This window comes from Frankia sp. CcWB3, assembly GCF_977927595.1.
Map to the genome: position 1 here is coordinate 11,217 of NZ_CDWRCK010000028.1, position 13,702 is coordinate 24,918.

Below are 13,702 nucleotides of genomic sequence, written 5' to 3' on the forward strand. Positions count from 1 at the left end.
CCCACCCGGTCGGGCCGCATCAGGGTCTGCCGGTTGAGGTCCGGCTCCTCCAGAACGCCCGGATGGACCAGGATCAGCCGGCCGATGCCGGCGGCGGCCAGGTAGGTCGCCGCCGCTCCGCCGACCCCGCCTACCCCCGCCACCAGGACGGTCGCGCCGCTGAGCCGCCGCTGAGCGGACACTCCGAAGCCCGGGATACCCAACTGCCGCTCGTACCGTCGATGCGGGTCGAAGACGGACGGCGCCTGCCGACGGGATGGGTACGGTGCCGGCGGCCCGGCGCAGATGGACCCCAGCAGACGCGGGTGGGAACGGAATCGGGCGGTGACCATCGGGCGCTCCCCGGGTTAGGCCGAACAGATGATCAAGTAGTGCGCTGTCAAGACACCAGCGCGACCCGGCCGATCTCGGGCAGGGCCTCCTTCAACCGGCTCTCGATGACGCCGGTCAGGGTCGCGGTGGCGCTGGAGCACCCGCCGCAGGCTCCGGTAAGGCGCAGGTGCACCTCCGCCGTCCCGGGCTCGCCGTTGCCGGCGAGGGTCGCGATGACCTCGGCGTCCCCGCCGTCTCCCCGCAGGAAGGGCCGGATCTCCTCCATGATCTCTTCGACCTGCTCGCGCAGGCGGGCGTCCGCGGCGGTGCGCTCGGTGGAGTCCGAGGCACCGAAGGACGTCCCGCAGCCGCAGGAGCTGGTCGCGTTCGGGTTATGGAAGGTGAACCCGGAGGAGGTCAGCGTCTCGGTGTAGTCCACGCGCAGCCCGCGCAGCAGGTGAACCATCGACGAGTGGACGACGACGTCGAAGCCGTCCTGGCCGACGACGACGTCCTCGGCCTCAGCGCCGGGGACGAGCGCCAGGTTGTAGATGAAGCCGGCGCAGCCACCGGGGTCGACGCCGATCCGCAGGCTGAACCCGCTCGTGCCGGGAGTCGAGGCGAGCAGGTGACGGACCTGCTTCACGGCCCGGTCGGTCAGTTCGACGGTGGGGGTGGTGGCGCTCATCGGACGGCAACCTCCGCTTCGGCACGATGTGCAACAAGGCGGGAGCCGACCTCGGCCACCGCCTTCTCGATCAGGTCGTAGAGCTCCACCGGTTCGATCCCGGCGTTCTCGAGCGCCTCGCGCGGCCCGAGGCCGATCTTGCTGCACAACACCGCCGCGCAGTCGGACAGCATCGCGACCGTCTTGTCGAGCTTGGAGGCGTCCTCGTCGCAGTCCGACGGGCCGTTGCAGTAGCGGTCCACGTCGCGGGTCTGCACGAGCCGGGCCCAGCCCGGACCCCCCTCGTAGATCCAGAACTCGGTCGCGTGACCGAAGTGCTGGTTCACCACGCCGCTGCCCTTGGTCGCGACAGCGACGAGCACGACGTCCTCCGGGCGGGCGTTCCCCGGGCGGGCCCCGGCCGGGGTGCCCTCATCGGGGGATGCGCCCGGGCCGGAGGGAATGACCGCGCCGGTCGAGATGTTCAGCACTCCCCGGGTGGCAGCAACCTCGGAGCGCCACCGTTCGATCTCGCTGTGCGTCTGCCGGCGGCCTTCGAGGTCGTAGTCGATCTCACGGCCACGGAACGCCTCGGGGGTGAACTCCTCACCCCGGTCCTCACCGAGCAGGCCGACGGCGTCGGCGCGGCACTGCCGGCAGTGCCGCATCATGTTCATCTCGGCGCCGTCGTCCTGCTCGCAGCGGTCCTGCAGCGCCTTGAGCTCCTGCGGGGTGGGGCCGCGCTGCCCGGTCAGGCCGAAGTGGGTGCCGTGCTCGGGCGCCGACACCAGCGGCATCACGTTGTGCAGGAAGGCACCGAGCTCCTTGACCTTCCGGGAAACCTCGACGAGATGGTCATCGTTGACCCCGGGGATCATCACCGAGTTGACCTTGCAGAGGATCTTCCGCTCGGTGAGCATCGCCAGGCCCTCGAGCTGGCGCTCGGAGAGGATCCGGGACGCCTCCCGGCCAGTGTACCGCTTGCCGCGGAAGGCGATCCACGGGTAGATCCGCTCCCCGGCCTCGGGGTCGATCATGTTGATCGTGATGGTGACGTGGTCGACGTTCAGCTCGGCGATGCGGTCGACGTGGTCCGGCAGGGTCAGCCCGTTGGTGGACAGGCAGAGCTTGATGTCCGGGCAGTCCCGGGCCACCAGTTCCATCGTCCGGAAGGTCGGCTTCGGGTTCGCCAGTGGGTCGCCGGGACCGGCGATCCCCAGCACGCTCATCTGCTTGATCTCGCTGGCCACCAGCTTGACCTTGGCGAGGGCGTCCTCGGGGGACAGCAGGGTGCTGGTGACGCCGGGACGGCTCTCGTTGGCGCAGTCGAACTTGCGGTTGCAGTAGTTGCACTGGATGTTGCAACCCGGGGCGACCGCCACGTGCATCCGGGCGTAGTACTGGTGGGCCTCGGCGCTGTAACAGGGATGGTTGGCGATCTTCTCCGCAATCTCCGGGTCCCGCACCGGAGCGCTGGTGCCACAGCTGGACTTGCTCGCGCAGCCGGCGGCGGTGTCGGGCGCCAGCTCGGTGGCCTGCCGGGGGATCTCGCCTGCCAGGTCGGTGGGCAGCAGCGGCAGGCTGACGGGGGTTGCCTTCACGACCGCCCTTCCTTCCCCCGGGCGGTCGCCGTGCCGGTCGCCGGAGCGGTCGCAGAGGAGGTCGCGGTGGTCGCGGTGGTCGCCGCGGCGGGTGCGGCGGTGCCGGCGGCGACAGCCGCCGCCTGCTGCCACTGCTCGGGGGAGACGAGCTCACGTTCCAGCGCGCCGACGATGCGGCCGTGGTCGAACGCCACCGCGTACACGATGTGTTCCTGCAGGTAGAGGCCGACGTTGATGACCTGGCCACGGGTGCCGGCCTCGACGAGGATCTCACCGACAGCGATCGCCGGGTCCGGGTACGTGCCGTCGTTACGCAATGCCTTGACGGCGACCACGAGGTCGCCGACGTCGTAGGTACTGTTCATCGGGTTCCACCCAGGTAGTCGGTGGACGTGGCGGCGTGGTGCGGCCAGGCGGACTGGGACGGCTCCACCGGGTCGGACGGCCCCGACGGCTGGGGCACCGTCGGGGCCAGCCGCTCGACGGTGATCGACGACGCGGGCACGAACGACTCCTGCGGCGCGCGGTCCTGCAGCACCTTGAACAGGCGATGGTCCAGGGCGGAGGCGGCGGTGAAGGCCTGGTAGGAGCGGACAAGCGCGTCGCGGTACTCCCGCAGCAGCTCCACCGGGTTCCCGACCTCGGTCCGGGTGTTGTGCAGCTCGACCAGCTGGTTGGCGAAGTACCGGAGGATGTGCAGCCGGTTGACGGCCAGGACCCGCGGGTCGTAGTCGACGTCCAGCAGGGTGAAGTACTCCTCGGCGGTGGAACAGCGGCGGAAGTCCGCCAGCTGGCCGGCGGCCGTGCTCACGCTCATCGCGATGTCTCCTTCTCGAGCAGGCCCTCGAGGAGGGCGATCTCCGCATAGGCGTCGTAGGTCCGGCGGGCGACGTCGAGCAGGCCCTCCCAGCCGATCGGGAGGTCCTCGGCGAGGTCGTGCAGGTCGAGCTTGAGCTGGGAGGCCCGGCTACGAAGCTTGCGCAGCCGCAGCTCGGTGTCGGCCGGGGCGCCCCCGGCCGGGGTGTCGGCGGCTTGGGCGTCAGGAGTCATCGCGGGCCACCTCGTTCCATCGTTCGATCTGCTTGGTCGCACCGGTCACCAGCGACTCGCCCCGGGCGGAGAGCTCGTCCATGGAGCCGAAGCCGAACCGCTGCACGTCCCGCAACGCGTCGGAGAGGACGACGAGCCGCCCGGCACAAATGATCACGCGCCCGAACCCCTCGTGACTGAGGTCGAGCACGGTGGTGGTGAACGCCCCGGTCGCCTTCTCGGTGGCCGCCGCGACCGCCTGGTAAAAGGAGCGCACCCGGCCCTCTACGGCGGCGTCGATGTCGCAGTTCACCGCGATCTCGCGGCGCTGCTCCCGAGTGACGATGAACGGGCGGAGCAGGTCCTCGTCGGAGAACCGTTCCAGTTGGCCGTAGGTGTCCCCGGCGCGCAGCTGGTCGACCAGGTCGCCGAGGAAACCGGTCTTCGCGGTCATGCCGCGTCCCCCTTGGGCTTCAGGGCCGTGGCACCGCCGCGGGTCCAGGTCGCCGCCGGCTGCGGCTCGTGGGACCGCAGCACCTTGCGCAGCCAGGGCGGCGGATTGCCGGCCAGCGTCGAGGTGTAGCGGCGGAGCAGCTCGGGGATGGCGGTGCCCTTGACCACCTTCACCGGGTGAATCCGGGCCTTCACCACCTTCGCCGCGGCCGTCCCGCCGATGTCACTGATGTTGAGGATCGCGCAGTCCGAGACCGCGGCGAGCCTAGATTCGATCTTGTCCTGTTCGTCCGTCGGCGCCGCGTCGAGCGCGCGGGTCTCCAGGAACCTGGATCCCTCGGGGCCGACCTCGTACACGTCGAACCGTTGGCACCACCCGAAATGCTGATCCACAGCGGTGCCGTCGCTGGTCGCGAAGGCGATCTTCAACACGGAGACTCCTGGAACAGGTTGTCGAGTTGATCGGGTTCACCCGCGGAGCCGGGCTGGGTGGGGATCTCGGCCCGGTGGGCGGGCTGCCCATCCGCGCCGGGCACGGAGAACCTCCGCCCGGGACGGCGGTGCACGTGCTCGTGATCGAGTAGACGATTCGCGGCTTCGATGAGCAGGCGCAGGCTTCCGGCGTACCCGGCGGTACCGGCCAGCGCCGCGCCGAGCCGATCGAAGATCGGGAAGCCGACGGGCAGGTGCGCGGCACCGATCCGGTCGGCGACCTCGCGGGCATGGCTGGAACCGAGGACGAGGTGCGCACCGCCCGCCCGGGCCCGTTCGGCGAGGTCGGTCAGATCGCCGACGACGACCTTGTCCCAGGGCGCGTCCGCGAGGACCGGCGCGCCGGTCGGGGACACCGCCGCCACAACCTCGGCCCCGACGTCGTGCAGCAGGGAACCGACGGCGACCAGGGTCTCCGGCTCCATTGCCAGCGCGACCCGGGCGCCGCCGAGGACGAAGTGCGTATCGAGCAGACCGTCGGCGAGCCGGGCCCGGGCCTGCCGGACCCGGGTCGGCGCGGACGCTCCGGTGAGTTCGATCAGCTCGGTGACCAGGGCGTCCATCTCCGTCAGTCCGCTGAGATGACGGTGGCGGAAGATCCGGGCGGCGGTCCGGGCGGCGAGCAGGTCACCGGCCGCCGCCGCGGTCGCACCCGCGACGAGCACGGCCCGCGACCGACCGAGGGCCCGCAGCCGCGCGAGCCCGGTGCCGCCGGTCGTCGTGGGCTGCCAGGCGGGGGCCAGGTGCCCGTCCACCGATCCGGACAGGTCGGGGACGAGTACCGGATTGAGCCCGAACGCGCGAATCAGCTCACCGAGCTCGTCGAGGTCGGCCGCCGTCAGGGATGGGCCGACCAGGACCGCGAGCTGGCGCGGATCCAGATCGCCATCGTCCGCCGCCGCCACCCGCCGGGCGGCGGACCCCAGGGACCTGGCGGACCCAGCAGCCTCGGCGGACCCAGCGGTAGTGAGATGCGTTACGGGATCGCTGGCCGCGATGAAGGCGGTGCGCCCGGTAAAATAGTTCGCTTCGGAAGGCTCCGTTTCGGAATGCTCTGCCGGCACCACCGCTCGGACCAGCGCCTCCAACGCGGCCGACCAGCCGTCGGACAGCCCACCGATGAAGTCCGGGGTGGAGACCCCGACGATCAGCGGGGCCCCGCCGGGGGCGGAGTCGTTCGCCCCCGCCTCCGGCCCGCTCGAGTCGGTCTCGTCCCAGGCCGAGAGGTACTTGCGCAGCTGGCCGCCGACGTCTTCGCCGCTGACCTCGGTGACTCCTGTGGTGAGCAGGCCGATAATCTCCGGCCGCTGCTTCTTCCGGATGGCATCGAGCGTCTCCACCATCGCCTCACCACTGCCGAGGACCGCGGTCACCTCGGTGATCGCGGTGGTCTGCAGCGGGATCGGCTCGTTGAAATGCCGGGTGAGCAGGGCCTTGGCGAACGACGCGCACCCCTGCGCACCATGCATGATCGGCAGCGAGCCGGCGAGGCCCAGGAAGACCAGCGCACCCCCGAGCGGCTGGCTGTGCTTGAGCGGGTCGATCGCCGCCTGCCGCTCTCCGGTCACGACCTCGGCCATCAGCGGGCTCCAACCAGGTCCCAGGGAGCGGGCCGGCTGACCTGCTCCCAGACCGGGCTCGCGATCGCCATGTCGAGGCGCCGGGCGAGCTCGACCATCCCGGTGTAGCCAGCGTAGGGGATGTGCCGCTCCTGGTTGATATCGAGGAACGGCAGCCGGCCCTTCAGCGCGGTGTACTGGTTGCGGCCGCCGGCGACGAGGATGTCCGCCCCGGTCTGCTCGGCGACCCGCAGCAGCTCGCGCGGACTGCCCTCTTTGATCATCTTTGCGTCGCCGAGCAGCTCGCGGATCTTGTCCACGTCGCCGTCGGAGCTCTTGGTGATGCCGCTGCCGACCACCTCGATGCCGAGGTCCTGCAGCGCGGACACGATCGACCAGCTCTTGACCCCGCCGGTGTAGAGCACCGCCTTGCGCCCGGCGAGCCTGCGCCGGTACGGCTCAAGTGCGACGGCGACGGCCGCCTCCTCGACAGCGATGAGCTCCTCCGTGCGGCGGGAGAGCTCGTCGTCCTCGAGCAGGCGGGCGAAGCCGCGCAGGGTGTCGCCCATCGCCCGGGTGCCGTAGAAGCTGCCCTCGAACCACGGGATCCCGTAACGTTCCTGCAGGCCACGGGCGAGTCCGAGCAGCGCGCGCGAGCAGACCACCATCGTCGCCCTGGCCCGATGGGCCGCGGCGACGTCACGGTAGCGGGCATCACCGCTGATGCACGCCTGCACCCGGAGGCCCAGCCGGGACAGCAGCGGCAGGACGTCCCACAACTCCCCGGCGATGTTGTACTCACCGATCAGGTTGACGTCCCGGTCGGTGGTGAGCTCCGGCTCGACGGTGCCGATCACGTGGTCGAGCAGGGCCTGGCCGGCGAGCCGGTTGCCGAGGTTCTTGCTGCCAACGAACCCGGGCGAGTGGATCGGGATCACCGGCACCCCGGACTCGGCGGCGGCCGCCGCGCACACCGCGTCAAGATCGTCTCCGATCATCGCGGTGACGCAGGTCGAATAGACGAAGACCGCTGGCGGCGAGTGCCGCTCGACGACCTCCAGGATGGTGTCGAACAGGCGCTGTTCCCCCCCGAGCACCACGTCGTTCTCGGCCATGTCGGTGGTGAAGCCGTGCCGGTAGAGCACCGGCCCGGACGACAGGCTGCCCCGGCCGTCCCACGAGTTGCCCGCGCAACCGATCGGGCCATGGACCACGTGAGCGCAGTCGGCGATCGGGACGAGGGTGATCATGGCTCCGTCGAAAGCACAACCTCCGGAAGTGCCCCCGGGCTTGGGTTTGGGACAACCCGCCTTGCGGGCCTTGGTGGTCTTGGCGTTGTTGTGGTTACAGGCCGGTTCGGTGAACAGCGCGACGCGTTCTGTGGCTGCCATGGGCCATCCTCGGAAGGACGCGGTTCTACGGGCACGGTTCTTGAAAGAGGTGGGACGGGGGCGAGGGGTCGATCGATCCGGGAGGTGATCGATCGACCCCACGGCGGGGTGGTCGGCCGGTCGCAGGGAGCGCGGTGGGCGCGGCCGGCCGACCACGTTCAGATCCGGCCGGGAGCCGGACCGACCACAGTTGTGCCCGGTCGGACGCTCAGCGGACGACATCGAAGCTGTGGTCGGGGCTGGTGCGGTCCAGCTCGTCGAGCACCGTGTTGACGAGCTGGGTGAGCAGGTGCAGACCGCCGGTGTAGCCGACGATCGGGAAGCGGTGCAGGTGGTGCCGATCGAAGATCGGAAAACCGACCCGGACCAGCGGCACGTTCGCCTCCCGGGAGATGTACTTCAGGTACGAGCTCCCGATGAGCAGGTCGACCGGCTCGGTAAAGACCAGCGACCGCAGGTGCCAGAGGTCCTTGCCCGGCCAGACGGTCGCCGCCTCGCCGAACTTGCTGGTCGAGAGGACCTTCTCCAGCCTGGGCGCGAAGGAGTTGTCGGCGTTCGTGCTCAGCAGGTGGACCGGGATCATCCCGAGTTCGAGGGCGAAGCCGGTCATCGCGATGACGAGGTCAGGGTCACCCGCGATGGCAACCCGCTTGCCGTGCAGATAGGCATGCGAGTCGGTGAGCGCGTCCACCAGGCGGCCACGCTCGGCGGTGAGCTCGGCCGGGATCTCGACCTCCGCCAGGCGGGCCACCTCGGTCAAGAAGCGGTCGGTGTTCTTCACCCCGATGGGGGTCTCGAGCACCACCGTCTCCTGCTTCCACCCGTCCCGGACGAACTCCGTCGTCTTGCGGGTGGTGGTCTCCTGAAGCATCACGGTAGCGCGGCTGAACCGAGCTGTGGCGGCCTCGGCGAGCGGGGTACCACCTGGGTAGAGCTCGTACTCACCCGTCGCCGGCGAGTCCAGGGAGCTGCTGTGGTCGCCCAGGATCAGGGGGTCGACACCCATCAGCTCGAGGATGCGGCGGTACTCGCGGTGGTTGCCGACGTAGGTCTCGAAGCCGGGCACGATGTTCAGCCGGGGCTTCCCGGGGGACTCGACCTTGTCGGCGTCCGCCGTCTTGCCCAGGAGGTCCAGGATGCCCTTGAGCATGCTGTCGTAGCCGGTGAGGTGTGAGCCCACGAAGCTCGGCGTGTGCGCGTACGGCACCGGGTAGTCGGCGGAGATCGCGCCCCTGTCCCGCGCCGCGCCGATGTAGGCGAACAGATCCTCCCCGATCACCTCGGCCATGCAGGTGGTGCTGACCGCGACCATCTTGGGCTTGTACAGGGTGGTCGCGTTCTCGAGCGCCTCGACCAGGTTGTTCAGCCCGCCGAAGACGGCGGCGTCTTCGGTCATCGACGAGGATGCCGCCGGGACGGGCTCCTTGAAGTGCCGGGCGAAGTGGCTGCGGAAGTAGGCGACGCAGCCCTGCGAGCCGTGCACCAGGGGCATGGTGCCCTCGAAGCCGAGGCCCGCCAGGACCGCGCCGAGCGGCTGGCACGCCTTGGCCGGGTTGACGGTCAGCGCCTCCCGGGCGAAGTTCTTCTCCCGGTACTCCCAGCCGCGGGTCCACTCCAGGACCCGGGCTACCTCGGCGGCGTCGCTGCCGTTCTCGAACTCGCGCTTGCCCTCGAACTGCTCCTGGTAGACCTCGTCCTTGAACAGCTCGCTGTGGTCGAGGACCCGCAGCGGGACGGAACTGTTTGTTTCCGGAGTCGTCGTCACCGGACATCCTCCCTTCTACCGTGGCTGATGACTGCCGGCTACCGCCGGCGGGAGCCGGACCGGCCGGTCAGAACACCTCTCCGGCCTTCGACCAGGGGGTCTCCAGGAGGTCCCAGGTCGGGCTGTTGATCGCAATGTCCATGTCACGGGCGAAGACCGCGAAGCCGTCCACGCCGTGGTATGGCCCGGAGTAGTCCCAGGAGTGCATCTGGCGGAAGGGGACGCCCATCTTGTGGAAGACGTACTTCTCCTTGACGCCCGCGCCCATCAGGTCCGGCTTGAGCCGCTTGGCGAACTCCTCCAGCTCGAAGGCCGTCGGGTCATCGTAGAGGACCACGCCCTCCGCGAGAGCGGGGTAGGTGCGGGTGTAGTCGTCCTTGTGCGCGAACTCGTAGCCGGTGCCGACGACCTCCATGCCGAGGTCCTCGTAGGCACCGATGGTGTGCCGGGGCCGTAGTCCGCCGACCGCGAGCATGACCCGCTTGCCTTCCAGGCGCGGCCGGAAGGCGTTCGTGATCTCGTCGAATCGGACCTGGTAGCGGGCGATCGCCGCCTCGGTCTTCTGCTTGATCTCGTCGTCGAAGAAAGCCGCGATCTTCCGCATCGAATCGACGATCTTGGTGGGACCGAAGAAGTTGAACTCGGTCCACGGAGTGCCGTATCGCTCCTCCATGGTTGTGCAGATGTAGTTCATCGACCGGTAGCAGTGAATCAGGTTCAGCTTCGACAGGTGCGTCGAGGCCATCTCGTTGATCGTGCCGTCACCGGACCACTGGGCGATGACCCGCAGGCCCATCTCCTCCAGGATCTTCCGGGAGGCCCAGGCGTCGCCGCCGATGTTGTAGTCGCCGATGAGCGCGACGTCATACGGCGTCTGCTTGAAGGTGTTCCCACCGGTGCCCAGCACGTGGTCGCGGACCGCGTCGTTGGCGATGTGGTGGCCGAGGGACTGGCTGACCCCGCGGAACCCCTCGCAGCGCACCGGGACGACTGGCAGCTCGAGCTTCTTCGAGGCCTTGCGGGAGACCGCCTCGATGTCATCACCGATCAGACCAATCGGGCACTCGGACTGGACCGAGATCCCCTTGGCCAGCGGGAACAGCTCGGTGATCTCGTCGCAGACCGTCTCTAGCTTCGGGTCACCGCCGAAGACGATGTCCTTCTCCTGGAAGTCGGTCGTGAACTGCATCGCGGCAAAGTTGTTCACACCCCAGGGGCCGCGGGCGTAGTTGCGCCGGGTGGCCCAGGAGTACTGGCCACAGCCGACCGGGCCGTGGCTGATGTTGACGATGTCCTTGACCGGGCCCCACACCACGCCCTTGGAACCGGCGTAGGCGCAGCCGCGGATCGTCATGACCCCCGGGCGGGATTTGATGTTGGACTTGACCTCGCACTCCTTCGACCCATCGGGGTCGTTGGCCTTGAGGTGCTTGGCCCGGAACTTGGCCGTCTTCGCGGGGTAGTTCGACAGCACCTCGGCGATCATCGCCTCGGTCTCGGCCTTGATAGGTGCCGGCGTCGTCGTCATGGTCGGGACCTCATCCTCGACGGAGTCGGAGCAGGTGACAGGGTCAGGCGACAGCGGCGGCCTTGCCGATGATGGTCTCGTCCTCCTGCTCCATGATCCCGAACTCGATGAGGAGCTCCTCGAGCTCGTCCATGGTGATCGGCGTCGGGATGGTCTTCATGTCGTTGTCGACGATCTTCTTGGCGAGCTGCCGATACTGGTCGGCCTGCTCGTTCTTCGAGTCGTACTCGATGACCGTCATCCGGCGCAGCTCGGCGTGCTGCACGACGTTGTTACGCGGGATGAAGTGGATCATCTGGGTGTTGAGCCGGCGGGCGAGCTCGATGATCAGCTCGTCCTCGCGGTCGGTGTTACGGCTGTTGCAGATGAGCCCGCCGAGCCGGACACCGCCGGAGTGCGCGTACTTGAGGATGCCTCGGGCGATGTTGTTCGCCGCGTACATCGCCATCATCTCGCCGGAGGTGACGATGTAGATCTCCTGCGCCTTGCCCTGGCGGATCGGCATCGCGAACCCGCCGCAGACGACGTCACCGAGGACGTCGTAGGTGACGAAGTCGAGGTCCTCGTAGGCGCCGGCTTCCTCCAGGTAGCTGATGGAGGTGATGACACCGCGGCCGGCGCAGCCCACACCGGGCTCCGGGCCGCCGGACTCGACGCACCTGATGCCCCACTGGCCCTCGACCAGGACCTCGTCGAGCTCTAGGTCCTCGACCGAGCCCTTCTCGGCGGCCAGCTGAATGACGGAGGTCTGGGCCTTGGAGTGCAGGATGAGCCGGGTCGAGTCGGCCTTGGGGTCGCAGCCAACGATCATGACCTTCTTGCCCATCTCGGCCATCGCCGCCATGGTGTTCTGCTGGGTGGTGGACTTGCCGATACCACCCTTGCCGTAGAACGCGATCTGGCGCATGCGGTGTTCCTCCTCGGAACGGTTGCCCAGCACAGGGGGCACCGGTGCCACGACCACGCCGATCGGGCAGGTCGGGCCGCTGGGCCCCTGGGCTGGAGTCGTGCCGCCGGCCGGGTTTGGCCAGGACATCGGCACAACCGTTAGTTGTTGATCGACCCCGTTGCGTCTGCCAGCCGGGTCCGGTCCCTGCCGGACCAGGCCTAGGACGGCGGGGCCTCCACTCGGGGGGCCGGCACTTCGGCCCGCCCGAGAAGTTCCTGGAAGTCACGGCCGTGCAGGCCGCGCTTCGTCTGGGTCGCCGTGGCCCGGACCCGCTCAAGCAGCGGCTCGATCTCGCTGTCGTCGGCGGTGATGCCGTACTGGGCCAGCGCGTGACGCACCGAGACCCGGCCGCTGTGCTTCCCGAACGCGAGCCGCCGTTGCCCGCCTACTTCGGCGGGGTCGAACGGCTCGTAGGTCGACGGGTGTCGCAGCACGCCGTGGACGTGGATCCCCGACTCGTGCGCGAACACCGACTCACCGACCACCGCCTTGCCCACCGGCAGCGGGCGGCAGGCGGCCCGGGCCACCATCCGCGCGAGCCTGCGGAACGAGGTGGTGTCCAGGTCCACCGGCACCTTCAACAGGTGCCGCAGGGCCATCGCCACCTCCTCCAGCGGGGCGTTGCCGGCCCGCTCCCCCAGACCCAGCACCGTGGTGCTAACCCAGGTGAATCCGGCCTGAACCGCGGCGATGGTGTTCGCGGTCGCCAGACCGAAGTCGTCGTGGGCGTGGATCTCCCACTCCCCCGGGACCGCCTGGACCAGCCGGCCGAGCCGGGTGTAGGCGCTGACCGGGTCCAGCAGACCGACCGTGTCGGCCCAGCGGATCCGGGTGGCACCCCACTCGCGCAGCTCGCCGGCCAGCTCGATGACGAAGTTGTCGTCCGCGCGGGAGGCGTCCTCCAGACCGACGCTAAACCGCAGCCCGCGGTCGGCCGCGTCGAAGACGCAGTCGCGGATGCGGCGCCGCGCCCATCCCCGGTCCCGGCCCAGCTTGCTCTTCAGATGCAGATCGGAGACGGGAATGGTTAGGTGCGCAGTGACAATTCCGCAGGACACCGCGGCATCGATGTCGCGGCGGTCGGCCCGGCACCACGCCACCACGCCGGCCTGAGGCTGCGTCGCGAGGATCTCCCGCAGGACATCCCGTTCGGCGGGTCCCATGGCAGGTATTCCGGCCTCGATCTGGTGTACGCCGATAGCGTCCAGAGCAGCGGCGATGGCAAGTTTCTCGGCTGCGGTGAATGCCACCCCAGGCGCCTGCTCGCCGTCGCGCAGGGTGGTGTCGCAAAACCTGACCGGCGCGGCCGGCTCGACCGTAGGCGTGGATGAGCTGGGAAAACGGGGACCGGGCACTGTCATCACCAGCCGTCGATCGAGAACAGAAGGCCATGGGCTCGCCCCGAACAGTGGTTCTCCGTTTGTCCGGTGGCGACACGAAGAACACTAGGAGCCGTTTATTTCAGCCCTGCAAGCCCCGGTAACTTCGGCGTTAACAGGTATTCCGTCGGGATGGCTGGAAGCTTCTCCCGAAAGATACCACGAAGGATATTCGCAAGGAAAAATCTTTAATTAAAATTTTCCTGGAAACTTTCCCTCGTGGCGCCGCCCACATAGCTCCGGGCGCGCCGCCGAAGTGGTCCGGAGCACACGGTACGCCAGGAAGATCGCCCGATTACGGGGATCCCCCGATCCGCCGGAGCGGTGTAGATGACGGTAGCAAACGCCCCGTGCAGATGAGATGTTATCGGAACATTCGAACAAGAGTTTCAGCGAGGTACCTGCCGTGTTACGTACAGATGTCGGCGCTATCGATGCTGGTCACGGCGGATGAACAAGATGACTCACATTCATGTTGGCAGCTTCCCGGGTAAACATTCACCTGCTTTAGTGATCTTGCTGTAGGTGACGGTTCACGGGCATGGCTGTGGGCCGCGCCGGGCGGGGTGGTTGGGGT

General features: G+C 68.7%; 14 protein-coding genes. All 14 read right to left on the minus strand.

The genetic code is table 11. The annotated features are described in order from the left end of the window. Nucleotides 1-332: ThiF family adenylyltransferase (locus ACY5KJ_RS04135; protein ID WP_462202824.1), on the minus strand; the 332-nt coding region annotated here is incomplete at its 3' end. A 47-nt stretch (nucleotides 333-379) separates the two neighbouring features. Continuing rightward, complete coding sequence (locus ACY5KJ_RS04140; protein ID WP_462202825.1) at nucleotides 380-1,000, minus strand: iron-sulfur cluster assembly accessory protein; 621 nt, start codon at nucleotides 998-1,000, stop codon at nucleotides 380-382. Further along, on the minus strand, nucleotides 997-2,580 hold the full coding sequence (nifB, locus tag ACY5KJ_RS04145) for a nitrogenase cofactor biosynthesis protein NifB (RefSeq protein ID WP_462202826.1): 1,584 nt from the start codon (nucleotides 2,578-2,580) through the stop codon (nucleotides 997-999). Before nifB ends, ACY5KJ_RS04140 begins: the two co-directional genes overlap by 4 nt. Continuing rightward, the gene (locus ACY5KJ_RS04150; protein ID WP_462186738.1) at nucleotides 2,577-2,945 is read right to left on the minus strand and encodes a nitrogen fixation protein NifZ; all 369 of its coding nucleotides are present in this window, start codon (nucleotides 2,943-2,945) and stop codon (nucleotides 2,577-2,579) included. Before ACY5KJ_RS04150 ends, nifB begins: the two co-directional genes overlap by 4 nt. Then, nucleotides 2,942-3,397 carry a nitrogenase-stabilizing/protective protein NifW gene (gene nifW, locus ACY5KJ_RS04155; RefSeq protein ID WP_462202827.1) on the minus strand — a complete coding sequence of 152 codons (456 nt, stop codon included), beginning with the start codon at nucleotides 3,395-3,397 and terminating at the stop codon, nucleotides 2,942-2,944. The genes ACY5KJ_RS04150 and nifW overlap by 4 nt, the downstream gene beginning before the upstream one ends. Next, on the minus strand, nucleotides 3,394-3,630 hold the full coding sequence (locus ACY5KJ_RS04160) for a CCE_0567 family metalloprotein (RefSeq protein ID WP_462186740.1): 237 nt from the start codon (nucleotides 3,628-3,630) through the stop codon (nucleotides 3,394-3,396). The genes nifW and ACY5KJ_RS04160 overlap by 4 nt, the downstream gene beginning before the upstream one ends. Continuing rightward, nucleotides 3,620-4,063: a NifX-associated nitrogen fixation protein gene (locus ACY5KJ_RS04165; RefSeq protein WP_011438836.1), complete on the minus strand. Its 444-nt coding sequence runs from the start codon at nucleotides 4,061-4,063 to the stop codon at nucleotides 3,620-3,622. The genes ACY5KJ_RS04160 and ACY5KJ_RS04165 overlap by 11 nt, the downstream gene beginning before the upstream one ends. Continuing rightward, a complete protein-coding gene (nifX, locus tag ACY5KJ_RS04170; RefSeq protein WP_462202828.1) occupies nucleotides 4,060-4,494 on the minus strand; it encodes a nitrogen fixation protein NifX in 435 nt (144 codons plus the stop codon). Before nifX ends, ACY5KJ_RS04165 begins: the two co-directional genes overlap by 4 nt. Beyond that, on the minus strand, nucleotides 4,488-6,134 hold the full coding sequence (locus ACY5KJ_RS04175) for a nitrogenase component 1 (protein ID WP_462186742.1): 1,647 nt from the start codon (nucleotides 6,132-6,134) through the stop codon (nucleotides 4,488-4,490). The genes nifX and ACY5KJ_RS04175 overlap by 7 nt, the downstream gene beginning before the upstream one ends. After that, nucleotides 6,134-7,504 carry a nitrogenase iron-molybdenum cofactor biosynthesis protein NifE gene (gene nifE, locus ACY5KJ_RS04180; RefSeq protein WP_462186743.1) on the minus strand — a complete coding sequence of 457 codons (1,371 nt, stop codon included), beginning with the start codon at nucleotides 7,502-7,504 and terminating at the stop codon, nucleotides 6,134-6,136. Before nifE ends, ACY5KJ_RS04175 begins: the two co-directional genes overlap by 1 nt. A gap of 208 nt (nucleotides 7,505-7,712) precedes the next feature. Further along, nucleotides 7,713-9,269: a nitrogenase molybdenum-iron protein subunit beta gene (nifK, locus tag ACY5KJ_RS04185; RefSeq protein ID WP_462202829.1), complete on the minus strand. Its 1,557-nt coding sequence runs from the start codon at nucleotides 9,267-9,269 to the stop codon at nucleotides 7,713-7,715. Between the two features lie 67 nt (nucleotides 9,270-9,336). After that, nucleotides 9,337-10,797: a nitrogenase molybdenum-iron protein alpha chain gene (gene nifD / locus ACY5KJ_RS04190; protein WP_462186746.1), complete on the minus strand. Its 1,461-nt coding sequence runs from the start codon at nucleotides 10,795-10,797 to the stop codon at nucleotides 9,337-9,339. Nucleotides 10,798-10,840: 43 nt separating this feature from the next. Next, a complete protein-coding gene (gene nifH / locus ACY5KJ_RS04195; RefSeq protein WP_462186750.1) occupies nucleotides 10,841-11,704 on the minus strand; it encodes a nitrogenase iron protein in 864 nt (287 codons plus the stop codon). A 200-nt stretch (nucleotides 11,705-11,904) separates the two neighbouring features. Then, a complete protein-coding gene (gene nifV / locus ACY5KJ_RS04200; RefSeq protein WP_462186747.1) occupies nucleotides 11,905-13,110 on the minus strand; it encodes a homocitrate synthase in 1,206 nt (401 codons plus the stop codon). Nucleotides 13,111-13,702: the final 592 nt, after the last annotated feature.